Below are 22,242 nucleotides of genomic sequence, written 5' to 3' on the forward strand. Positions count from 1 at the left end.
CCCGCTCAGATGGCCTCGCGGCGCTGCAGGTAGGAGAAGGCGCCCCAGCCGGGCAGCACCGGAAGCCAGAAGGTCAGCAGCCGGAACAGCAGCACCGCGGGCAGCGCGACGGCCGCGGGGACGCCGACCACGGCGGTCATACCGCCGATCATGGCCGCCTCCACCGCTCCCAGGCCGCCCGGCGTGGGAGCCGCCGAGCCGATCGCGTTGCCCGCCAGGAAGACCACCGCGACCGCCACCAGGCTCACCCGGGTCCCCGGGTCGGCGAAAGCCAGCACCGAGAAGTGCAGGCACAGCACGAACGCCACGGTCAGCAGCAGCGTCCCCCCGAGGCCCAGCGCCAGGCTGGACGGGCTCTGCAGCATGTCCAGCAGCCGGGGCAGCACTCCGCGCAGGTAGGGCCGGACCCGGTCGGCGACGGCCCACCTCAGTCGGGGGACCAGCAGGGTCATGCCCACAGCGGCCGTTCCGGCGATGCTGATCACCACGACGGTCGGGGACGGCGTGAACCCCGTCCAGTACGAGGTGCCGGTGAGGTAGGCGCACACCAGCAGCAGCGGCACGTGCACCATGAATCCGACCAGCTGGGTGAGGCCCACCGCAGACAGGGCCAGCGAGGCGGGCGCCCCCGCCTTGGTGACGAACCGCGTGTTGATCGCGATCGACCCCAGCCCGGCGGGCGCGGCGATGCGCACGAACGAGCCCGCGTACTGGACCATGACGGTGCGCCACCACGGCAGCGGCACGGGAACGAAGCCGATGAGGATCATCGCGGCGGAGAGCGTGCACACCACGGACGCCACGACGGCGGCCGCCGCCCACCCGGGGTCGGCCTGGCCGATGGTGCTGAAATCCACCCCGGTGAGCTGGTACAGGAGCACCAGGCCGACGGCGGTCACGACGATCACGCTGACGATGGTGCGCGGCCGCATCCGTTCCAGGCGCGCCGGTTCGGAGGGCGCCTCCGGGGCGATGCCCACCACGCACTCGCGCAGCCGCCCGAGGAGCCCCCGGTCCCCGCGCAGGCTCGCGCGCAGCGCGTAGGGCAGGCCCGCGGGCTGCAGGAACGGCAGGACCGCGGCGGTGGCCGGAACCCCCAGCGCGCGTACCGCGGAGTCCACGGCCCGCTCCGCCCCCACCCGCATCGCCAGCAGGGTGACCATGGCGGCCTGGTCCAGCGCGGTCTGGAGCTGGGGGGCGGCCACCGCGCCCCGGTCCAGGCCGGTGAAGACCGCCCGTTCGGGGGGACGGCCCATGACGCCGACGGTGGCGCCGTTGAGGTTGCCGTGCGCCAGCCGGTACCGGTGCAGCAGTCCGAGCTCGTCCCAGCACAGGTCGAGCAGTTCATCGGTGAGCTCCTCGTCCTCCAACTCGTCCAGGGCGCGGAAGGCCGGCAGCTCACGGACCAGCAGGACGGTACCGGGGCCGAGCTCACCGACGGCCAGGACACGGGGAACGGTGACCCCGGCCTGGCGGGCGGAGAAGCTCATCAGCGCGGCGTGCTCGGCGCGGCGGCGCACGCCGTAGAGTATCCGGGGCGCCACGGGGCCGCGCAGGAAGAGCAGGTCGCGCAGGCGCCGCCAGAACCCGGTGGTGCTCTCCGAGCTGAGCACGATGAGCTCCCCCCTGCGCCCGTCGTCGAGTTCGGCCAGGTAGCGGGGGTTGCCCTCCGCGTCGTCGTCCGCGCGGACCACGTCGGTGGCGCTCACGCCGAACCGCCGCAGTTCTTCGTGCAGGCGTCCGTCGGCCCGGGGCGGCGGTCTCTCCCCGAGGGCGTAGCGGACCAGGGCCGCGCAGGTGAGGCCGACCAGGACGGTCAGGGCGAGGGCGAGGAGGCTGGCGACCCCGGCCAGGAGCGCGCAGACGGCGACGGTGGTGCTGCCGGCCCACAGAGCGGAGCGGACCCGGGGCATGCCGGCGGGCATGGTGCGGGCGAAGGCGAGGACGGCGGCCACGTAGCCCAGGGCGGCGCTGGTGAAGACGTCGTCGGGTGCGAGCACGTCGGGGAGCCGTTCCGGGCCGATCAGGGCTATGAGGGTGGCGTTGACCAGCGAGGCGAGGGTGTAGGCGGCGATCCCGGCGGTGACCGGCCGGGCCAGCGGCCGCGGCCCCGCGGTGAGCAGGACCCGCAGGACGACGTAGCTGACCAGGACGATGAGCAGCAGGTTGGCGCCCACGGCGGCGAGCAGGAACAGGCCGGTGGGCAGCAGCGCGCGGAGCCGGTCGGGGTCGGTGGCCTCCACGTCTCCGGTGGCGAGCTGGACGGCGGCCATGATCGCCGCCACCACGAGCAGGCCGACCGCGCCCACCAGGAGGTCCACGGGCCTGCGCGGGGCCCGCGCGGTGCGGGGGGTCTGGGAGGGAGCTTCGTCGGTTCGGGGTGTCACGTCCCCCAGAGTGCCCGATCGACGGGGGCCGGGGGGCCAGGGGCGGGGGCGTTTCGCGCGACCGGGACCGGCCGCACGGCACCGGGTGCGCCACCGCGCGCGGGAAACGGGCGGGTTCCGGCACGTGGCGGCGCCCACCGCCGGGCTCTTCCTCCGGTGCGGGCCGGGTGGCGGGGCACCCGGCCCCGCCGTCGGTTCCGACCGCTCAGCGCTTGCGCTGGTAGCGGCGCTGGAAGCGCTCCACGCGGCCCGCGGTGTCCACCACGCGGGTCTGGCCCGTGTAGAAGGGGTGGCTGGCGCTGGAGATCTCGACGTCGATCAGCGGGTAGGTGTTGCCGTCGCTCCACTCGATGGTCTTGTCGCTGGTGGCGGTGGACCTGGTGAGGATGGCGAAGTCACCCGCGCGGTCGCGGAAGACGACCGGGTGGTAGTCGGGGTGGATTCCGGGCTTCATGTGTCCCCCTGTGGAAGTCGGTCGGTGGAGGGGCCCGGTGGCGGGCCCCGCGGTCGATGAGTACCGCTCAGCGCTCCTCGCGGAAGTCGACGTGCCGGCGGATGCTCGGGTCGTACTTGCGCAGGGTGAGCCGGTCGGGCGTGTTGCGCCGGTTCTTGCGGGTGACGTAGGTGTGGCCGGTGCCGGCGGTCGACCTGAGCTTGATGATCGGTCGGGTCTCGTTACGTGCCATGGATGCCTCCTCCGGGTTCCACACGTGACAAGTCGATGATAACCGTTTTCATTCCTGATCTGGCCGGTCGAAGGCCGGCGAGGGAGTGCGCCGCACCCGGGGAGGCTCCGGAGCACGGGCCCACGGCCCGCCGTACGCGCGACCACCACACCACGTCGACCCGGGACGGTGTCGACTCGACACACCGGCGGGCGTGACGTTGGCCTGTTCACAGGCCTACCCCGTGCCCTTTCGGCCGACACCGGGAGCCGCGCGGCCGGCCCCGGGCGCGGAGCCGCCCCTCCCCTCCCCTGGCGGACTGACCGAATACGTTGCCGGTGCCTGGAGTGCTCCACCCCCGGATGATCTTGTACCTAGAGCGAGGTTGAGCGCCCAAACTCGCTATAGGTACAAGATCGCGGCTCATGGGGCGGGCCGGTGCACCTTCGCGGTCACCGCACTGACTCCGGGCCGCCGCCTACCTCGGTGTTCCCATGCGCGCGCCGTCATGGCGGGTCGCCGTGCACGGTGCGCACGGTCGCGTAGAGCAGCATGTCGCGCCGCCGGCCGCCGATCGGCTGGTGACTGCGCAACAGTCCCTCGCGGACATAGCCCACACGCTCGGCCGTCCGCACGGACGCGGCGTTCCACGGCTCGATGTAGGCCTCGATCCGGAACAGCTCCGGTACCTTCCAGCCGAAGGCCGTCAGCGCGGACAGGGCGTCGGCCGCGACCCCGCGCCCCCGGGAGGAGGGAGCCACCGAGTACCCGACCGTGGCCCGGCCCACGGCGAGGTTGTGCAGCCAGAGTCCGCAGGTGCCCAGCGCGGCGCCCGTGCGGGCGTCGGCGACCGTGAACGACAGGCCCGCTCCCGCCGTGTACCGGTCGTGCTGCCGGTGTACCCAGGCCAGTGCCTCGGCGGGCGAGGCGTTCGGAGTCAGGGACCCGGTCATCGGGACGTACGGGTCGGTCGACAGCTCGCGGACCATCGGGGTGTCCGCCACACTCGGCCGGCGAAGCACGACACGGCCGTGCGCCGGCGGTGTCACCGGCCATGGCGGGAGCGCGGAGGGGGTCACGGGCCCAGTATCGACGCCGTCCCGTCACACCGGCAACGTGCGGACGGCACGCCGCCGATGCCCCTTCGCGCGGGACACCCGGTCATGGGGCGGGGGCCGGAACCCGGGCCGCAGGGACCGTAGGGAGCCCTCAGGCGGGTCCCGGCCGGCGTCCTCCACGGAGCACGCGCATCTGAGAGCAGGTCGGACGGGGCACCACGTCAGGCATTGCGGAACCCCCCATGGGCGGTGAATGCGGTGGTTTCCTCCGTCACGCGGGACGCGAGGAAGCAAGTTCACTCGCAGATGCCCCATGGGATGAGAACGACGGCGAAGAATGCTCGTTCGAGCAGGAACAGCAGACCATGCGCCCCCGTGACGGCACGGAAAAGCACATGATCGACCTATGGCCGACCACAGCATTTCCACACGGCTGAATCTGCCCTACCGTGCTCTTCCTCAGTGGTATCCCCGGGGGAGTCCTGTGGCCGTGCGTCGTTGAGGGCTGCCGCCGCACGCACGATCACCGGGTCCTCGACGGTTCACCACCTGCCGGGGCGCCATGTCGCGGCCGTCCGGGCCGAGGCCGTCCCCGCCGCCAGTCCGGCCGCGAGCGCTAGGGCGAGGGCGCCCAGGGTGATGGCGGCCAGGGTGTCGGGTGGGGCGGCCGGGACCTGGCGGTTCTGCTGGATGACCGTGCCCAGCGGCAGGCTCAGCGCCGCGGACAGGATCGCCGCGAGGGCCATGGGAGCGGTGAGGAAGCCCAGCGCGATACCCAGGTGCCAGCGGCTGCGGCCGGTGAGCACGCTCAACGGGGCTGTGGAGCGTGCCGCCTCCGCGATGTGCCCGCCCGCGCTGATCAGCCCGGCGGTGGCCAACAGAGCCAGGCCGTAACCGCCCAGGAGCACACCCACTGCGACAGGCGCGCGTTGGCCGGGGTCATCTCCAGTGAGGCCGGCCGGTCGACCCCGGTGGTGGGCCCCAGCACGGGGTGGAGGGTGTTGCGGACCTCGGCGAGGGTGAGGGGGTCCTCCCGGGGTGAGAGCACGGCCAGTTGTTCCACGCTTCCCTCGGCGGGTGGGGCCGGGGAGGCCTGGATCCGCACGTCGCTGCCGGCCTGCCAGTCGACGAGTGTGGTGACGCGGATGTCGCCGGTTCCCGGCTCCACCGGTGTGGGCTGTTGGGGGCAGTCCAGCTGTAGGGAACGCAGGGTGGAGCAGGGGGCCCGCAGCACGGTGGGGCCCTCTCCCTCGTCGGCGGTGTCGACGGCCATGAGGCGCGCCCGCTCGGGCAGGGCCCGGGCCGCCTCCATGACGCGCTGGGCGGTCAGGTCGTGTGCCGACACGCTCAGGGCGCTGTCGGCCAGGCGTTCGTCGGTCTGGCGGGCCTGCACCGAGGTCAGGGTCTCCGAGGCGAGGAAGTAGTGCATGTTGACCAACGTGACCACGCCGATGACCACCGGGGCGACCAGGCGGGCCAGGACCCCGGGGCGGTGCTGGCACCAGCGGCCGGCCACGATCCAGGTGGGGCGACCGGTGCGCAGGCCCCGATGGGCCGCCGCGGCCCCGACCCAGGCCAGCAGGGCCGCCAGCGCCGAGGGCGCGAAGGCCAACGCTCCCAGGAGCCCAGCCGCGTAGACGGGTATCGTCCAGGGGCTGCCCGGGGGGATGAGGGCGGCCGCCGAGGTAACGACGGTGAACAGCGCGAACAGGGCGATCTTCCAGGTCGCGACGCGATCGGTGGCCGGGCGCGGCCGGGTGGTGCCGCGTTGGGCCCGGCGGGCGTGCAGGGCGGCGTAGCCCAACGCGGCCGAGACGGCCGCGACGGCCACCGCGACCGCAAGGAACCACCACATGCGCCGGACGTCAGCCGCGCGCACGATGTAGTCGATCCCGGGCACCGTCACGTCGGCCAGCAACACGGGCACGGCCATCGCAGAGCCGAGGGCGGTACCGGCCAGGATCGCCGGCAGACAGGAGGACAGACCGGCCAGGAACTGGTGGCGGGTGCGCGCGCCCAGCGCGTTCAGCAGGGCGGCGCGCCGGTCGCGCCCGGCCGCGGCGAACCGTGCGGCCACGACGAACAACCCACCCGCGGGCAGGACCACGAACACCAGGTAGACCGCGATCATGAGATCCTGGGCCGCGGGGGTGAGGGTGATCTTCTCCCCGAAGGGGAAGATGCCCGGCGGGCCGAACCCGGCGATCGGATACATCCATCCGTCGGGGACCGCGGCGTCCTCAGGCATCCCCACATAGGCCAGGCGCTCGGTCGGGGAGAGCAGCCCCTGCGGTCCGATGGTCCCGGCGTACTCGCCGTAGCGGTCCCGGACCCCGGGACCGGTGTCCGCCAGCGCGGGAGACAGGTACACCTGTCCCGGGCCAGGCCAGGAGTCCAGACCCGGCGGCGGGGGCGCGGCGGGGTCGATGGGGTCGAGGTAGACCACCGAGTGCTGCCACCGCCCCGCGTGGTCGGGGCTCTCCCCCCACCAGGCCGTGGCCCGCTCGGGCGAAGCAACGATGATGGGCTGGCGCATGGCGTCGCGCAGGTCGCGTCCGTCGAAGGTCGCCGCGATCACGGCCAGGCCCAGCAGCACGGCCGTGAGGGCGGCCGTGGCGATGGTGAGCACGATCTGGCGGGTGCGCTGGGACACGCCTCCGGTGCGGGTCCGCCCCAGTGTCAGCAGCTGCCCGGTCAGGCTCGGTGCGCTGTCGCGGCTCATCGCCCCACCTCGCTCAGGCGTCCTTCCCGCAGGTGGAACACGTGATCGCTGCGCTCGGACAGGTCCCGGTCGTGGGTGACCACCACCAGCGCGCACCCGCGCTGGGCGGGCAGGGCGAACAACAGGTCGGCGACCTTGTCGCGGTTGTCGGGGTCCAGCGCGCCGGTCGGCTCGTCCGCCAGCAGCAGCGAGGGATCGGTGATCAGTGCCCGGGCCACGGCGGTGCGCTGGTGCTCACCTCCCGAGAGTTCGCCGGTGGTCTCGGCGGCGGTGGTGACGTCCAGGTCGGCGAGCAGGGTGCGGGCCCGCTCGACGGCCTCCTCGGCGCCGAGTCCGGCGAGCAGCCCGGCCAGGGCGACGTTGTCCACCGGGGTGAGTTCGGGCAGCAGTTCACCGTCCTGGAACACCATGCCGATGTCGCGGCTGCGTACCGCGGCCAGTTCCCTGCGGCGCATCCGGGTGATCTCGCGTCCGGCGACGCGGATGCTTCCGGATGTGGGTGCCGACAGTCCCATGACGCAGGCCAGCAGGGTGCTTTTGCCGCTGCCGCTGGGGCCGGTGACCACGGTCGAGGTGCCGCGGCGGGCACTCAGTTCCACCTCGTCCAGCAGGAGGCGGCCTGCGACCGTGTAGCTGACCCCGCTGAGTCGCAGCGGTGGCACCTCCTCGGAGGCGCGGTGCGGGGCCGGTGCGTCGGTGCCGTGCGGCATGTGTTCTTCTCCGAGCGGGGTCTTCTCACGAAACTGCGGACGAGGCGCTGGGGCGGCGCGTCCCTCAAGGGCCGAAGGCGGCTTCGCGTGCGGCCGAACCACCGGACAGGCGCCGGGCGCCACCGAACCGGGCACCCTGGGCCCGGACCACCGAGGTCGCGGGCCCAGCGGACTCACCCCTGTGAGGGGGATCCGTCGCGGACCGGGCGCCAGTACTGGCGCCCGCCCTCCTCCCGTACGACGACACCCAGGCGTGCGAGCTCCGCGCGCAGTTCAGCGCTGTCGTCGGCGTCCTTGTCCCGCAGCGCGGCCTGACGGGCCCGCAGGACGGCCTGGGCGTGCTGTTCCAGGCCCGGCATCCCGTCGACCCAGCGCTGGAACTCCTCCCGGTGCGGATCGCCGTCGTGCCAGGGGTAGCCGTGCGCCTCGAACGCGGCGCGGAGCCGCTTCCCGCCGTGGTCGGTCCGCTCCCGGGCGAGCTCGGCGGTGTCCGGCCCGAGGAGGACCAGCTCCCGGCCGTCCAGGAAGACCGCGCGCACCCGCGCGCGTTCGAACGTCGTGGTCCTGCCCGAGCGGGTGATGCGCACCCCGTCCTCGGCCGCCTCGACGGCCACCATGTCGTCATAGGAGGAGAGGGCGACGAAACCGCCCGCCAGGACCCCGAGGACGACCAGGACGACGGTGAGGACCGGCCCGTCCAACCGGGCCAGGAGGGCGGTCTGCTCCTCTCCGGGGACGAACGGGAGCTGGTGGACCCACGCGGGCACGTGGGCGAGCCAGCCCGGCACCCGGGACAGTGTCCAGCCGAGCCCGGCACCGAGCAGGGGGAAGAACGTCCACAGGAACACATGCGTGGTCCTGCCCTCGCGGACGACGGACGGCGGTCGGTGGGTGTTCATCGTGTCCTCTTCCTGTTCCGGATCCGGTCGACCACGACGCGCCCCCCGCGCAGCACCACTCCCACCCGGCGCAGAGCACCGAGGTCGGCCAGCGGGTCTCCGCGGACGGCGACGAGGTCGGCGGCGCGCCCGGGGACGACCGCGCCGACGTGGAGGGCGCCCAGCGCGCGGGCGGGCGCCGAGGTGGCCGCGACCAGTGCCCGTCGCGGGGCCAGGCCGCAGGCGGTGAGCAGTTCGATCTCACGGAGCAGCCCGGAGCCGGCGCGCACCGAGGGCATCCCGGCGTCGCTGCCCGCGAGGAGCGTGCCTCCCGCGTCGGCGAACTCCCCGGCCCGCTCGCGCAGGACCGCCGCGGTGCGGGGGTCGCCGACGGCCTCGGTGACGGCCAGGGTCGGGGTGAGGGTGACGCCGCGCCGCACCGCCTCCGAGAGCAGGTCCTGCGGCCACCCGTCGAGGGGTCCGCGCGCTTCGAGGTGGTGGAGGTGGTCGACGCCGGCCTCCAGCAGTTCCTCCAGGTCGGTCAGGTTCCCCCAGTGGGCGGCGACCGGTGTGTCCTGGAGGTGGGCCTCGTCCACGATCGCGGCCAGGACGCCCGGGTCGAGCGGCTCCAGGCTCCGGCGGCGGGGGTCGCCCCGGTCGTGCACGACCTTGACCAGATCGACGGGGTCCTTCCCCGTGACGAGCGCCGCCACCTGCGCGCGGGCCTCGTCCGGACCGCGGGGCACGCGGACCCAGTCGTCGCCGGGCGCGGCGCCGACGGTGGCGACCGGGTGTCCTCCGGGAGCGGTGAAGAGCGGTCCGGCGATCAGCAGGCGGGGACCGGTCAGCGTGCCGTCGGCGGCCCTGCGCCGGAAGTCGTGGACCCAGGCGTTCTCGTCGCCCAGGCTGCACGCCGTGGTGACCCCGTGGCGGAGGAAGCCGCGTCTCTTGCGCGGCTGGAAGCGGAGCCAGTCGGCCACCGCCCCGGCCCGGGCCAGTGGACCGGGCGGCCCTTCTCCCCTCCCGGTCTCGGGAGCACCGAGGTGGACGTGGGCGTCGACCAGTCCGGGGAGGACGGTGTGCCCCGCGAGGTCCAGGACCCGGGCGCGGGGCGGCACCGGCGCACCGGGGCCGACCGCGGTGACGCGGCCGTGCCCGACCACGACGACGGCGTCCCCGTGCGGCTCCAGGTCCTCACCGACGAGGACCGTGGCCCCGGTCAGGGCGATCGCGTGGTCTTTCATGGCGGCCTCTCGGGGGTGTTCTTCGGTGGTCGACCACTTCCTAGTTGAGCATATAGGATTCTGTACATGCAACCAGCCGATAGTGGAGACGGGGGAGGACAGCGGTCCTTCATCGAGGAGGCCCGCCGCCGCCAGATCGTCGCGGCGGCGATCGCGACCATCGCCGAGGAGGGCTACGCGCGCGCGTCCTTCGTGCGCATAGCCGCGCGGGCCTCGGTCAGCCCGGGCCTGATCACCTATCACTTCAAGACCAAGGAGCGCCTGATACGGCAGGTGCTGGAGCATGTCCACACACGTTTGGACCGCGCCATGGAGGGAGGGCCCGAGCCGCTGGCCGGGTTCGAGGACGGGCTGCACCGCATCGTCGCCGGCCACGTCAGGTACTGCTCGCAGCACCCGGAGGAGATGGCCGCGCGCCAGGAGATCATCGGTGCCGCGGTGCCGCCCGCCGTCCGCGGGTGGATCACCGAGAACGAGGCCTCCGGGCGCGCCGAGCTGGTCGGGTTCCTCACCGAGGGGCAGCGCCACGGGGAGTTCCGGGACTTCGACCCGGAGGTGTTCACCGACACCCTCTTCGCCGCCCTGGGCTCAGCGCCCCACAGGCTGCGTCGCAGGCCGGCCGGGGAGCACGAGGCCTACGCCCGGGAGCTGGCCCGCCTGTTCGCGGCCGCCGCGACCGGCCGGGCACCCTCGCGGTGAGCGGGACGGCCGCGGCTTCGGTGCCTCGGGGCCCGTGCCCGTCCGAGGTCCTCCCGGGGCACGGGGAAGGGGATACGGGCCCGGCCGACGGGCCCGGACACGACGACGCCGGTGCCGCCGCGGGGTTCCACGGCGGCACCGGCGTGCGGTACCGAAGAGCCGGGCCGTCCCGGGGACGGCCGGAGGCCGAAGCCTACGCGGCGGTCTTCTTGTCGCGCTTTTCCCTACGCTCGGCACGCAGGCTGCGGGCCTCGTCGGGGTCCAGGACGGGGGCGGCGTTGAGCAGCTGACGCGTGTAGTCACTACTCGGCTCCTCATACACCGAGTCGCTGTCACCCATCTCCACGACCTCACCCGCACGCATCACCGCGACCCGGTCACTCACCTGACGCACCACCGCCAGATCATGCGCCACGAAGATGTACGTCAACCCGAAGTCGTCCTGCAACTCCGACAACAACCGCAACACCTGATCCTGCGTCGACACGTCCAACGCCGACACCGGCTCATCACAGATGATCAGCTTCGGCTTGAGGATCAACGCCCGCGCGATCGCGATCCGCTGCCGCTGACCCCCCGAGAACGCATGCGGGAACCGGTTGTAGTGATCGGGCTCCAACCCCACCCGCTCCAGAAGCTCCTGCACCTGACGGCGCACCTTCCGGCCATCACGCTCACCCTGCACCCGCAGCGCCGTCCCGATCGCGTCCCCCACCGTCACCCGCGGATTCAACGACGAATACGGGTTCTGGAACACCATCTGCATGTCCCGACGCAACGGACGCAGCTCCCGCTCGGACATGTGCGTGATGTCGCGGCCCTCGAACTCCACCCGGCCCCGGGTGGGCTCCAACAACCGCATCACCATCCGCGACAGCGTGCTCTTGCCCGAACCCGACTCCCCCACGATCCCCAGGGTCTCCCCCCGGAACAGATCGAAGGACACACCCTTCACAGCCCAAAAGTCCGTCGTACGCCCCCACACACCACCACGCACACCGAACCGCTGCGCCACATCCTCCACTCGCAGGAGCGGGGTCTCCTCGGAGGAGTCCGTGCCCGTGGCGGCCGGGGTGGCGGTCGGGGTGAAGGCCGAGAACTCGCCCGCCTCGGTGACCCTGCCCTCGCGCTTGTCGCGCTCGGCCCGGTCCTGGGCACGGCGCTGTGCTCGGGAGAGCTCCACGCGCGGCACCGCGGCCAGCAGCGCCCGCGTGTAGGGATGCTCCGGCTCGGCCAGGACCGTGCGCACGTCACCGCGCTCCACCGCCACACCGTGGCGCATGACCACGACCTCGTCCACCGAACCGGCGACCACCGCCAGATCGTGCGAGACCAGGATCAACCCCATCCCCAGGTCCGTGCGCAGCTCGTCCAACAGGTCCAGCACCTGCGCCTGCACCGTCACGTCCAACGCCGTCGTCGGCTCATCGGCCAACAACACCTTCGGATCGCACATCAACCCCATCGCGATCACCACACGCTGGCGCATACCACCGGAGAACTCGTGCGGATAGGAGTTGATCCGCTTCTGCGGATGGGGAATCCCCACCCGGTCCAGGGACTCCACGGCGCGCTTGTGCGCCTCGGCCTTGGTGGCCTTGGGGTTGTGGATCCGGTAGGCCTCGATCAGCTGGTTGCCGATCGTGTACTGCGGGTGCAGCGACTGCATGGGGTCCTGGAAGACCATCGCGATGTCGTTGCCGCGCATCCGCCGCAGCTTCCTGTCCGAGGCGCTGACCACGTCCTGGCCCGCGACCTCGATGGACCCGGTGATGCGCGCCCGGCTGCCCCGGTGCAGGCCCATCAGCGCCAGCGAGGTCACGCTCTTGCCCGAGCCGGACTCGCCCACGATACCGAGGGCACCCCCGGCGGGCACCTCGAAGGACAGCCCGTTCACCGCGTGAACGTCGCCGTCCATGGTCGGGAACGTCACCCGCAGGTCGTCCACCCGGACGACGGGCTCGGTCGAGGCCATGTCACTTTCCTTCGTTAGAGCTGGTCTGTTCAACGCTGTCGGGCGTCAGCCGGCGATCCGCACGCGCGGGTCGAGGACCGGGTAGAGCAGGTCGACGACCAGGTTGCAGACGACGATGAAGACGGCGCCCATCAGGGTCACACCGAGCACCACGGGCAGGTCCTTGCCGACGATCGCGTCGATGGCGTAGGCGCCGATGCCGTTCAGGGAGAACACCGTCTCGGTGAGGATCGCACCACCGAGGACCAGGCCGACGTCAAGACCGAAGATGGTCACGATCGGGGTGAGCGTGGGGCGCAGCGCGTGCTTGAAGATCACGCGGCGCTCGCTCAGGCCCTTGGCGCGGGCGGTGCGGATGTAGTCCTCCCCGAGGACCTCCAGCATCCCCGCACGTGTCTGACGCGCGTACTGGGCCGCGTGCAGGAACGCCAGGGTCACCCAGGGCAGGAACATCACCTGGAACCAGGCGACCGGGTCCTCGCTGAGGGGAACGTAGCGCGAGACCGGGAACAGCTCCCACTTGTGCACGAGGAAGGCCAGGGCCAGCAGGCCGGTGAAGTAGATCGGCATGGACACGCCCACCAGGGCGGTGCCCATGGCCAGGCGGTCGAAGAAGCTGCCCTTCTTGACCGCGGACAGAACGCCGACGGCCACGCCGCCGATGATCCAGATGATCGCCGCGCCGAAGGCCAACGAGGCGGTGACCGGCAGGCGGTCGAGCAGTTGGGGCAGCACGGGGCTGTTGGTGGTGAAGGAGTAGCCCAGGCAGGGCGCGGCGCACTCCACCGTCTCCCGGCCGAAGGTGAACTCCTGGCCGAGCAGGAGGCCGCGCACGAACTCCAGGAACTGCATCGCGACGGGCTGGTCCAGGCCCAGCCGTTCCACGGTGGCGTCGAGCGCCTCCGGGGTGGGCGCCTTGCCCACGTACATCGCGGCCATGCCGCGCGGCGTCACGCCCGCCCACCGGGGCAGGACGTAGAAGATCCAGAAGGTCACCGCCGTGACGACGGCGAGCAGCAGCAGTCCCGCGCCCAGGCGGCGGAGAATATAGTTCAGCATCGCGGTCAGCGGCGGGGTCCCACGGGGCCGTGGACCCCGCCGCTTTCACCTGCCTTCTCGTACTAGTTCAGGCCGGTTGGGGCTCTAGCCCCGGTCCACGCCCAGGGCCATGAAGTCGTACATCGCGTACGCGGACGTGTGGTAGACGTTGGTCAGCTCGTCCGAGCGGTAGTACAGCGCACGGTCGAAGACGACCGGCAGGATGGCCGCCTGCTCCATGACCAGGGTGTCGATCTGCTCGTAGATCGCGGCGCGCTCGGTCGGGTCCTCGGTCTGGAGGGCCTTGTCCCACAGCTCGTTGACCTCGGGGTCGTCGAGCTCGGAGGTGTTGTAGTTGCCCGTCTTCTGGATGGCGTCGCCGTCGGTGATCTTGGAGGCGAAGCCGTAGCCGGTGGCCCAGTCCGGGCTCCAGCCGGAGACGCTCAGACCGATGTCGTTCTCACGGACGTAGTCCTGCGAGCCGGCGTACTGGGCGAAGAAGTCCTCGGCCGGGAAGGTCTGGATGTCGATCTCGATACCGACGCGCTTCAGGGACTCCTGGAGGGACTCGGCGGTGGCGATGTCGTTGGGACGACCGTCGCGGACGGCGATGGTGGTGCTGAAGCCGTCGCCCTCGCCGCACTCCTCCAGCTTGGCCTCGGCCGACTCCAGGTCGCCCTTGTTGTCCTCGGACGAGTACAGGTTCGACTCCGGGTTCGAGCCCGGGATGGTCGGCGGGAGCAGGTTGGTGGCGATGTCGCCGCCGCTCTCGCCGCCCCAGGCGCGGTGCAGGCTGTCGCGGTCGGCCGCGTACATGATCGCCTGGCGGCAGGCCACGTCCTCGATGACCGGGGTGTGGATGTTGACGTAGCGCAGCGCACCGCTGAACGGGTTGTCCAGGTTGGACTGGGCGTCCTCGTCGGTGAGCAGGGTGCTCTTCATCGCCGGGCCGACGCCGACACCGGCCAGGTCGACGTCGATGTCGCCGTTGACCAGGCGCTGGTCGATCTCGTCCTGGTCGATGCCGATCTGGACGGTGACCTCGTCCGGCAGGGCCGGGCGGATCGGGTCGGTCTCGGCGTCCCAGTGCTCGTTGCGGACCAGGTCGAGCTTCACGCCGGGCTCGTAGTCGCCGTCGAACTTGTACGGGCCCGAGGAGACGACGTGCTCCTTGTACAGCGCACCGCGGTCGGCCTCCACCGGCACCGGGGCGGTCTGCGACTGGGTCAGCACGTACGGGAACTCGGAGAAGGAGTCCTTGAGGTGGAAGACCAGGGTGTGGTCGTCCGGGGTCTCCACCGCGGTGAAGGTCTCCAGCGGGTTGTCGACCTCGTAGACGTTGAAGGGCTCCTGGTCCAGGTGGGCCTCGAAGTAGCGCGGACCGTTGGGCAGCTCTCCGCCGTTGTAGTTGGAGCGCGCGATGGCGTACTTGATGTCCTGCGCCGTGATCTCGGAACCGTCCTCGTACTTGAGGCCTTCCTGGATCTTGACGGTCCACTCGGTGAAGTCGTCGTTGGGCTCCGGCATACCCGCGGCCATGTCCGTGGTCAGCTCGGAGGACTCCTCACCCGGAGCCGGGGTGAAGGCCAGCAGCGTACGGGCGTAGTAGCGGCTGAAGTTCCAGCTGAAGCCGTAGTAGGTGTCGCCCGGGTCGGTGGAGTCGAAGTCCGTGGCGATGGCGTAGCGCAGGGTGCCGCCGGTCTTGTCCGAGGGGTTGACGACCTCGGTCGCCCCCTGGTTGAAGCTGGCGTCGGACTCGGAGCCTCCGCCCGCGGAGTCACCGCCTCCGCATGCCGAAAGGAAGATGGACGCCGCCGCGCCCAGCGCGACGAAGCCGAGGGTGCGTTTCCTCAAGGGACTGCCTCTCATACGAACCTGATGGGGATGATGGGATCAACCTGTCGTCGGATCTCATGCCGTGGTGGCAGCCGTGCGGGGCGGCCACCGGCCGGGATCAGTCGGAGGTCTTGGGATCGAAAGCGTCTCGGAGTCCGTCACCGAACAGGTTGAACGCGAGCACGGTGACGAAGATGGCCAGACCCGGGAAGACGACGAAGTACGGCGCGTTCTCGTACAGGGGTACGGCGTCGGACAGCATCTTCCCCCAGCTCGGGGTGGGCGGGTTGATCCCGACGCCGAGGAAGCTCAGCGCCGCCTCGAAGAGGATGTTCGTCGGGATGAGCAGGGTCGAGTAGACGATGATCGGCGTGACCAGGTTCGGCAGGATCTCCCTGAACAGGATGTGCCGGTTGCTGGCACCCAGGCTCCTGGCGGCCTCGACGAACTCCCGCTCGCGTAGGGAGAGCGTCTGTCCACGGACGATGCGGGCGATGTAGGGCCAGTTGAAGAAGCCGATGATGAAGACGATGACGCCGATGCGCAGACCGTTGCCGGTCAGCCCGAGGACGCCCTCGGGGATGACGCCCACGAGAGCGATGGCGAAGAGCATCAGCGGGAAGGCCAGGAAGACGTCCATGGCCCGGCTGATGACGGTGTCGATCCAGCCGCCCTTGTACCCGGCGACGATGCCGAGCAGGGTGCCCAGGACCACGCACAGCACCGTGGACAGGAAGGCCACCAGCAGGGAGATCTGGGCGCCGTAGACGATGCGGCTGAACAGGTCGCGCCCGGTGACGGGCTCCACGCCCAGCAGGTGCTCCGCGCTGATCGCACCCCAGGGATCGGTGTCGAACGGACTCGGATTGGCCGGGTCCTTCATCGGCAGGCCGGTGCTGGGCTCGATCAGGTCCTGGTGGAACTGGGTGGGCGGGGCCCCGAACCACTTGGCCAGCAGGGGCGCACAGATCGCGGCCAGGATGAGCAGGACCACGACCACGCCGGAGACCATGGCGACCTTGTCCTTGCGCAGCCGCTGCCAGGCGATCTGGCGCAGGGACCGGTTGTCGGAGTCTCCGCGGACCTCACGGGCCTGCGTAGCGACGTTCACGGCGTCGGTCTGCTCCGCCTGCTCCGCCGAATCGGGGGCATGCGAGGGCGCGCTCATCAGGCCACCACTCTCCACTCATACGCTTCTGGCCGAGGAGAACGGAACAGAACCCACGTGTGGAACCGCCGGGGATGACCTGCGGAGCTCACAGTGGGGCCGGCCGGTTCTCGACGCTGGCTGGCTTGGGCGCTGTGTCGGCGCGGCGGGTGGTGACCCGTCAGCGCAGACCCCGGTCCGTGCGGGTGTGCCGCATCACCTGAGAGGTTGGACACACCGGGACCGATACACCCGGGCTGTTACACAGCGACCAACTTACTCGCCCGTCGAGTGCGGAGCGTCCAATATCCGATCATGTATCTAAATCGTGACAAACAATGTCAAAAGGCTTATATAACAACAAAAGCTGACACAGTTCGCATTCATCGGATGACCGGACGCGAGCTGGGACGATGCCCGGTGGCGTTGGACCAACGATACGTCCGGATGCGCACCGGTTCGTCCGCCAAAGAGGAACGCTATGGCAAGTGCTATGTGGCATAGCGTGTCAGCGCCCATCCGAAAAGCGACGACGGCCCCGCGTCGGCGGGACCGTCGTCGTCCGTCCGTCGTGGGCGGGCCCTCCCGGGCGCCGCGCGGGCTACTCGATACCGCGCTTGCGCAACAGCTCCTCGATGTCACCGAAGTCGGAGAGGTCGTCGGCGGCGCCGGACTTCTTGGGGGGCGCGCCCATCTGGCCCTTGGCGTCCCCGGCCCCGGCGGCCGTACCGGGCCGGGCGCCCTCCCCCGCGGCCCTGGGCGCCTTGTCCCGGGGCCGGGTCCCCGCGCCGCGGGCGCGCATGACGCCCGAGACCACGTAGAGCACCACCGCCACGCCCAGCAGGACCACGCCGGCCCACACCGCCGGGTTGAACAGCAGGCCGACCAGGATGCCGAAGATGCTCATGACGAACTGCCAGACGGCGTTCATCAGCCCGATCAGACCGGCGGCCAGCGGCAGCAGCGACCACGCCACCCCCCGCAGGCCGGCGGCGGCCCCCTTGGCCCGCCACACGACGAAGGAGATCACCAGTCCCACGAGGGTGAGGCCGCCTCCCAGGACCAGACCGGTCATCCATGTCAGATTCTCAGGCATGGGCCCAGTCTCCCATCCGGCGCCGGAACGCACATCCGGTCGATCCCTTAGGGCGTGCCCCCGATCCGGCGCCCGCGTCGGGGCTCCCCCCTCCACGCTACCCGTGCGTCCGGCGCCCGGGCGGGCGAAGGGAAGGGGAGGGACGTCCCGGTCGCGCTCAGCGGTCGGCGACCAGCGACTCCAGCCAGTCCAGGTCCACGCCCACCAGGGTGTCCCGGAACACCACGCCCTCGCGCGGCGGGATCTCCACGTGGTTGGGCACCGCGACCGTGACGCACCCGGCGTCGGCCGCCGAGGCCACGCCGACCACCGAGTCCTCGAAGGCGACGCAGCGCGCGGGATCGACCCCGAGCCGCCGCGCGGCCCTGAGGTAGGGGTCGGGGTCGGGCTTGTTCGCGGCGACCTCGTCCCCGGCCACCGAGTCGTCGAAGTTGTCCAGGCCGATCCCGTCGATCGCCGCCTGCACCAGCGGGCGCTCGGTGGAGGTCACCAGGGCCACCGGCACCCCGGCCTCCGACAGCATGGTCACCAGCGCCTTGGCCCCCGGGCGCAGCTGGGCGCCTCCCGCGAGCTTGGCGCGAAACCGTGCGTACAGGCGGTCGGCGACCTCGCGCGGGGTGAGGTGGTGGGCGCCGGTCAGGTCGATGATGTAGCGGCCCACGGGCTCGGCGGCGTTGCCGACGTTGCGCGCGTGGTCCTCCTCGGTCCACACCCCGCCCAGTTCGGCGACCAGCTCGGCCTCGGACTCACCCCACAGGTGCTCGCTCTCGATGAGGGTGCCGTCCATGTCCAGGAGCACCGCCTGGAGGCGTCTGCCCCCGGGTGCCGCGGCGTCGGAGGTGTCAGGGCTCAGGGTGCTCTGCTCGCTCATGTGTTCGGTGGCGTGTTCCGGCCGGGACCGGCAGGGACACCACGCTCTCCCCTCGTGTGTCATGGGTTCCGGCCCGCCCAGGGGGCACCCCGGTGGTGTGCGTCATCATCGTGCTGGACGCGGGGCGCCCTCACCGTGAAGGGGACCTGTCGGCGTCCTTTCCACACTACGAACTCTCGGACCGCGGCGGGGGGAGAGCTCTCCCACACACGGGGGCCCGGCCCGCCCCCGTGGGAGAGGGGCCGGACCGGGCCCGGCGTGCGGGACCGCGCCAGCCTCCCGGGCGGGCCGGGAGCCGGTCAGACGTTGAAGTAGGTCGCCTCCGGGTGGTGGACGACGATCGCGTCGGTGGCCTGCTCCGGCACCAGCTGGAACTCCTCCGACAGCGTCACACCCACCCGCTCGGGCTCCAGCAGGCGCATGATCTTGGCGCGGTCCTCCAGGTCGGGGCAGGCCCCGTAGCCCAGGGAGAAGCGGGCGCCCCGGTAGCCGAGCTTGAAGAAGGCCTCCAGCTCCGCCGGGTCCTCGCCCGCGAAGCCCAGCTCCGCGCGCACCCGGGTGTGCCAGTACTCGGCCAGCGCCTCGGTCAGCTGCACCGACAGACCGTGCAGCTCCAGGTAGTCGCGGTAGGCGTCCTTTTCGAACAGCTCGGCGGTGGCGCGGCTGATCGCCGACCCCACGGTCACCACCTGGAAGGACACCACGTCCAGCTCCCCCGACTCCTTGGGCCGGAAGAAGTCGGACAGGCACAGGTGGCGGTCCCGGCGCTGGCGCGGGAAGGTGAAGCGCGTGCGCTCGCGCTCGCCGTCCTCGTCCAGGACCACCAGGTCGTCGCCCTCGCTGTAGCAGGGGTAGTGGCCGTGCACCACGGCGGCCTCCAGGAGGCCGTCGGTCTGGATGCGGTCCAGCCACATCCGCAGGCGGGGACGGCCCTCGGTCTCCACGAGCTCCTCGTAGGTGGGGCCGTTGCCGCCGCGCGCGGCCTTGAGGCCCCACTGGCCCATGAAGGTCGCGCGCTCGTCGAGGAAGGAGGCGTAGTCGGCCAGGGGGACGCCCTTGCTGATGCGGTCGCCCCAGAAGGGCGGCACGGGCACCCTGTTGGTGGTCGACACGTCGCTGCGGGCGGGCATCTCCTCGGGCTCGGTCACCTTGAGCCTGGCCCCGGACTTCACCCTGCGCTGGCGCAGGGCGGGCAGTTCGGCGCCCTCCTCGCCGCGCTTGACCGCCATGAACGCGTCCATCAGGCGCAGCCCCTCGAAGGCGTCCTTGGCGTAGCGCACGTGGCCGTCGAACACCTCGGCCAGGTCCTGCTCGACGTAGGAGCGGGTGAGCGCGGCGCCGCCCAGCAGGACCGGGAAGCGCTCGGACAGGCCCCTGGAGTTCATCTCCTCCAGGTTCTCCCGCATGATCACCGTGGACTTGACCAGCAGGCCGGACATGCCGATCACGTCGGCGCGCTCGGTCTCGGCCGCCTCCAGGATCGCCGACACCGGTTGCTTGATGCCGATGTTGACCACGTCGTAACCGTTGTTGGACAGGATGATGTCGACGAGGTTCTTGCCGATGTCGTGGACGTCGCCCTTGACCGTGGCCAGGACGATGCGGCCCTTGCCGTCGTCGTCGCTCTTTTCCATGTGCGGTTCGAGGTAGGCGACGGCGCCCTTCATGACCTCGGCGGACTTGAGGACGAAGGGCAGCTGCATCTGGCCGGAGCCGAACAGCTCGCCGACGGTCTTCATACCCGCGAGCAGGGTGTCGTTGACGATGGCCAGGGCGGGCCTGGACTCCAGCGCCTCGTCGAGGTCGGCCTCGATTCCGGCCATCTCGCCGTCGATGATGCGCCGCTCCAGGCGCTCCCACAGCGGCAGGGCGGCCAGTTCCTCGGCCCGGGAGGCCCTCAGGGACTTGGCGTCCACGCCCTCGAACATGTCCATGAAGCGCGAGAGCGGGTCGTAGTCGCCCTCGCGCCGGTCGTAGACCATGTCGAGGGCGACCTGGCGCTGCTCGTCGGGGATCTGGTTGATCGGCACGATCTTGGAGGCGTGCACGATCGCCGAGTCCAGGCCCGCCTGGACCGCCTCGTGCAGGAACACCGAGTTCAGCACGATGCGGGCGGCCGGGTTGAGGCCGAAGGAGAGGTTGGACAGCCCCAGCGTGGTCTGCACGTCCGGGTAGCGCCGCTTGAGCTCGCGGATGGCCTCGATCGTCTCCAGGCCGTCCCGGCGGGTCTCCTCCTGCCCCGTGGTGATGGGGAAGGTGAGGCAGTCGATGACGATGTCGCCGGTGCGCAGCCCCCATTCGCCGGTGATCTGCTCGATGAGGCGGGTGGCGACGCGCACCTTCCACTCGGCGGTGCGGGCCTGCCCCTCCTCGTCGATGCACAGGCCCACGACGGCGGCGCCGTGCTCCTTGACCAGCTCCATGATGCGGGTGAAGCGGGAGTCGGGACCGTCGCCGTCCTCGTAGTTGACCGAGTTGATCACGGACCGGCCGCCGAGGGACTCCAGGCCCGCCTCCAGCACGGGCGGCTCGGTGGAGTCGAGCATGATCGGCAGGGTGGAGGAGGTCGCGAAGCGCGAGGCCAGCTCGCGCATGTCGCTGACCCCGTCGCGGCCCACGTAGTCGATGTTGAGGTCGAGCAGGTGGGCGCCGTCGCGGATCTGGTCCCGGGCCATCTCCACGCAGTCGTCCCAGCGGCCCTCCAGCATGGCCTCGCGGAACTTCTTGGAGCCGTTGGCGTTGGTGCGCTCGCCCACGGCCAGGTAGCTGGCGTCCTGGCGGAAGGGCACGCTCTGGTAGAGGGAGGAGGCCGCCGCCTCCACGATCGGCCTGCGGTCCTTGATCCCGCGCCCCTGAACGCGCTCGACCACCTGGCGCAGGTGCTCGGGGGTGGTGCCGCAGCAGCCGCCGACCAGGCTCAGGCCGAACTCGGAGGTGAAGGTGTCGTGGGCGTCGGCCAGTTCCTCGGGCGAGAGGGTGTAGACGGCGCCGTCGGGGCCCAGCTCCGGCAGGCCCGCGTTGGGCATGCAGGAGATGGGGATGCGCGAGTGGTGGGACAGGTAGCGCAGGTGCTCGCTCATCTCGGCGGGGCCGGTGGAGCAGTTGAGGCCGATGACGTCGATGCCGAGCGGCTCCAGGGAGGTCAGCGCGGCGCCGATCTCCGAGCCCAGCAGCATGGTGCCGTTGGTCTCGATACTGACCTGGGCGATGACCGGGACGTCCCTGCCCGCGGCCTTGCGGGCGCGGTTGGCGCCGACCACGGCGGCCTTGACCTGGAGCAGGTCCTGGCAGGTCTCGATCAGGATGGCGTCGGATCCGCCGTCGATGAGGCCGCGCGCGCACTGCTCGTAGTGGTCGCGCAGCAGGGCGTAGGGCGCGTGCCCCAGGGAGGGCAGCTTGGTACCGGGTCCCACGGATCCGAGGACGTAGCGGGGGTGGTCGGGGGTGGAGTAGGCGTCGGCGGCCTCACGGGCCACGCGTGCTCCGGCCTGGGCGATCTCGTGGGTGCGGTCCTCGATGCCGTACTCGGAGAGGCCTCCGAGGTTGGCGGAGAAGGTGTTCGTCTCGATGCAGTCCGAACCCACGGCAAGAAAGGCGGCATGGGTGTCGTGGACGATGTCGGGACGGGTGATGTTGAGGATGTCGTTGCAGCCCTCGTGGCCCTCGAACTGGTCGAGGTCGAGATCGTGTGCCTGGAGCATGGTGCCCATCGCTCCGTCCGCCACGACGACGCGCTGGGACAGTGCTTCGCGGAAGGTTGGGCTAGCTCTCATATTTCGCAACTCTATGTCGGGGCACCGCGGCGGCCCAGCTGATGCCCCCGTGACGCGTGGCACTGGGTGGACCCGCGGTGCGAAAGGCGGGTCGGGGCGTCCGGGGACGGCGGCGTCCTTGTCAGTCGCTGTCTGCGAGGTTA

General features: G+C 71.3%; 17 protein-coding genes. 1 reads left to right on the forward strand and 16 read right to left on the reverse strand.

All coding sequences use genetic code 11. The annotated features are described in order from the left end of the window. Positions 1–5: 5 nt before the first annotated feature. The 9 genes from A6A08_RS09155 to A6A08_RS09190 all read right to left on the reverse strand — a co-directional run bounded on the left by A6A08_RS09155 (position 6) and on the right by A6A08_RS09190 (position 9,664). The gene (locus tag A6A08_RS09155) at positions 6–2,387 is read right to left on the reverse strand and encodes a lysylphosphatidylglycerol synthase transmembrane domain-containing protein (protein ID WP_073702110.1); all 2,382 of its coding nucleotides are present in this window, start codon (positions 2,385–2,387) and stop codon (positions 6–8) included. A gap of 205 nt (positions 2,388–2,592) precedes the next feature. Beyond that, on the reverse strand, positions 2,593–2,841 hold the full coding sequence (locus tag A6A08_RS09160; RefSeq protein WP_073702111.1) for a type B 50S ribosomal protein L31: 249 nt from the start codon (positions 2,839–2,841) through the stop codon (positions 2,593–2,595). 67 nt (positions 2,842–2,908) lie between these two features. Further along, positions 2,909–3,073 (reverse strand): 50S ribosomal protein L33, encoded by a 165-nt coding sequence (rpmG, locus tag A6A08_RS09165; RefSeq protein ID WP_073702112.1) that lies wholly within the window; start codon positions 3,071–3,073, stop codon positions 2,909–2,911. A 485-nt stretch (positions 3,074–3,558) separates the two neighbouring features. After that, on the reverse strand, positions 3,559–4,131 hold the full coding sequence (locus A6A08_RS09170) for a GNAT family N-acetyltransferase (protein ID WP_073702113.1): 573 nt from the start codon (positions 4,129–4,131) through the stop codon (positions 3,559–3,561). Between the two features lie 521 nt (positions 4,132–4,652). Then, positions 4,653–5,024 carry a hypothetical protein gene (locus tag A6A08_RS28700; RefSeq protein ID WP_242422198.1) on the reverse strand — a complete coding sequence of 124 codons (372 nt, stop codon included), beginning with the start codon at positions 5,022–5,024 and terminating at the stop codon, positions 4,653–4,655. Next, positions 4,970–6,832: a hypothetical protein gene (locus A6A08_RS09175; protein WP_242422200.1), complete on the reverse strand. Its 1,863-nt coding sequence runs from the start codon at positions 6,830–6,832 to the stop codon at positions 4,970–4,972. Before A6A08_RS09175 ends, A6A08_RS28700 begins: the two co-directional genes overlap by 55 nt. After that, positions 6,829–7,542 carry an ABC transporter ATP-binding protein gene (locus tag A6A08_RS09180; RefSeq protein ID WP_073702114.1) on the reverse strand — a complete coding sequence of 238 codons (714 nt, stop codon included), beginning with the start codon at positions 7,540–7,542 and terminating at the stop codon, positions 6,829–6,831. The genes A6A08_RS09175 and A6A08_RS09180 overlap by 4 nt, the downstream gene beginning before the upstream one ends. Before the next feature lie 173 nt (positions 7,543–7,715). Further along, positions 7,716–8,441, reverse strand: coding sequence for a hypothetical protein (locus tag A6A08_RS09185; RefSeq protein WP_073702115.1), 726 nt, complete (start codon positions 8,439–8,441; stop codon positions 7,716–7,718). Continuing rightward, the gene (locus tag A6A08_RS09190) at positions 8,438–9,664 is read right to left on the reverse strand and encodes an amidohydrolase family protein (RefSeq protein ID WP_073702116.1); all 1,227 of its coding nucleotides are present in this window, start codon (positions 9,662–9,664) and stop codon (positions 8,438–8,440) included. Before A6A08_RS09190 ends, A6A08_RS09185 begins: the two co-directional genes overlap by 4 nt. Before the next feature lie 66 nt (positions 9,665–9,730). On the opposite strand from A6A08_RS09190, the gene A6A08_RS09195 reads away from it, so the two are divergent. Continuing rightward, positions 9,731–10,363 (forward strand): TetR/AcrR family transcriptional regulator, encoded by a 633-nt coding sequence (locus tag A6A08_RS09195; RefSeq protein WP_199866886.1) that lies wholly within the window; start codon positions 9,731–9,733, stop codon positions 10,361–10,363. Between the two features lie 193 nt (positions 10,364–10,556). Here the strand turns inward: A6A08_RS09195 and A6A08_RS09200 are convergent, their stop codons facing one another. From A6A08_RS09200 to metH, 7 genes are all read right to left on the reverse strand, one after another. Next, positions 10,557–12,338 (reverse strand): ABC transporter ATP-binding protein, encoded by a 1,782-nt coding sequence (locus A6A08_RS09200; protein WP_073702118.1) that lies wholly within the window; start codon positions 12,336–12,338, stop codon positions 10,557–10,559. A gap of 45 nt (positions 12,339–12,383) precedes the next feature. Continuing rightward, entirely contained in the window at positions 12,384–13,397 is a 1,014-nt protein-coding gene (locus tag A6A08_RS09205; protein WP_073702119.1) for an ABC transporter permease, read from the reverse strand. 84 nt (positions 13,398–13,481) lie between these two features. After that, a complete protein-coding gene (locus A6A08_RS09210; RefSeq protein ID WP_073702120.1) occupies positions 13,482–15,230 on the reverse strand; it encodes an ABC transporter substrate-binding protein in 1,749 nt (582 codons plus the stop codon). A gap of 100 nt (positions 15,231–15,330) precedes the next feature. Then, positions 15,331–16,380: an ABC transporter permease gene (locus A6A08_RS09215; protein ID WP_073702121.1), complete on the reverse strand. Its 1,050-nt coding sequence runs from the start codon at positions 16,378–16,380 to the stop codon at positions 15,331–15,333. 580 nt (positions 16,381–16,960) lie between these two features. Beyond that, positions 16,961–17,455 carry a cellulose synthase gene (locus tag A6A08_RS09220; RefSeq protein ID WP_242422202.1) on the reverse strand — a complete coding sequence of 165 codons (495 nt, stop codon included), beginning with the start codon at positions 17,453–17,455 and terminating at the stop codon, positions 16,961–16,963. Between the two features lie 157 nt (positions 17,456–17,612). Further along, the gene (locus tag A6A08_RS09225; RefSeq protein ID WP_073702123.1) at positions 17,613–18,326 is read right to left on the reverse strand and encodes an HAD family phosphatase; all 714 of its coding nucleotides are present in this window, start codon (positions 18,324–18,326) and stop codon (positions 17,613–17,615) included. A 299-nt stretch (positions 18,327–18,625) separates the two neighbouring features. Continuing rightward, complete coding sequence (metH, locus tag A6A08_RS09230) at positions 18,626–22,099, reverse strand: methionine synthase (protein ID WP_073702124.1); 3,474 nt, start codon at positions 22,097–22,099, stop codon at positions 18,626–18,628. Positions 22,100–22,242: the final 143 nt, after the last annotated feature.

Source organism: Nocardiopsis sp. TSRI0078, from assembly GCF_001905145.1.
Taxonomy (GTDB): Bacteria; Actinomycetota; Actinomycetes; order Streptosporangiales; family Streptosporangiaceae; genus Nocardiopsis.

What these genes read in the sequence shown, in the direction of transcription:
- A6A08_RS09160 (WP_073702111.1), bottom strand. Translation starts at nt 2,841, where the DNA reads ATGAAGCCCGGAATCCACCCCGACTACCACCCGGTCGTCTTCCGCGAC.
- rpmG (WP_073702112.1), bottom strand. Translation starts at nt 3,073, where the DNA reads ATGGCACGTAACGAGACCCGACCGATCATCAAGCTCAGGTCGACCGCC.
- A6A08_RS09175 (WP_242422200.1), bottom strand. Translation starts at nt 6,832, where the DNA reads ATGAGCCGCGACAGCGCACCGAGCCTGACCGGGCAGCTGCTGACACTG.
- A6A08_RS09180 (WP_073702114.1), bottom strand. Translation starts at nt 7,542, where the DNA reads ATGCCGCACGGCACCGACGCACCGGCCCCGCACCGCGCCTCCGAGGAG.
- A6A08_RS09185 (WP_073702115.1), bottom strand. Translation starts at nt 8,441, where the DNA reads ATGAACACCCACCGACCGCCGTCCGTCGTCCGCGAGGGCAGGACCACG.
- A6A08_RS09190 (WP_073702116.1), bottom strand. Translation starts at nt 9,664, where the DNA reads ATGAAAGACCACGCGATCGCCCTGACCGGGGCCACGGTCCTCGTCGGT.
- A6A08_RS09195 (WP_199866886.1), top strand. Translation starts at nt 9,731, where the DNA reads ATGCAACCAGCCGATAGTGGAGACGGGGGAGGACAGCGGTCCTTCATC.
- A6A08_RS09200 (WP_073702118.1), bottom strand. Translation starts at nt 12,338, where the DNA reads ATGGCCTCGACCGAGCCCGTCGTCCGGGTGGACGACCTGCGGGTGACG.
- A6A08_RS09205 (WP_073702119.1), bottom strand. Translation starts at nt 13,397, where the DNA reads ATGCTGAACTATATTCTCCGCCGCCTGGGCGCGGGACTGCTGCTGCTC.
- A6A08_RS09215 (WP_073702121.1), bottom strand. Translation starts at nt 16,380, where the DNA reads ATGAGCGCGCCCTCGCATGCCCCCGATTCGGCGGAGCAGGCGGAGCAG.
- A6A08_RS09220 (WP_242422202.1), bottom strand. Translation starts at nt 17,455, where the DNA reads ATGCCTGAGAATCTGACATGGATGACCGGTCTGGTCCTGGGAGGCGGC.
- A6A08_RS09225 (WP_073702123.1), bottom strand. Translation starts at nt 18,326, where the DNA reads ATGAGCGAGCAGAGCACCCTGAGCCCTGACACCTCCGACGCCGCGGCA.
- metH (WP_073702124.1), bottom strand. Translation starts at nt 22,099, where the DNA reads ATGAGAGCTAGCCCAACCTTCCGCGAAGCACTGTCCCAGCGCGTCGTC.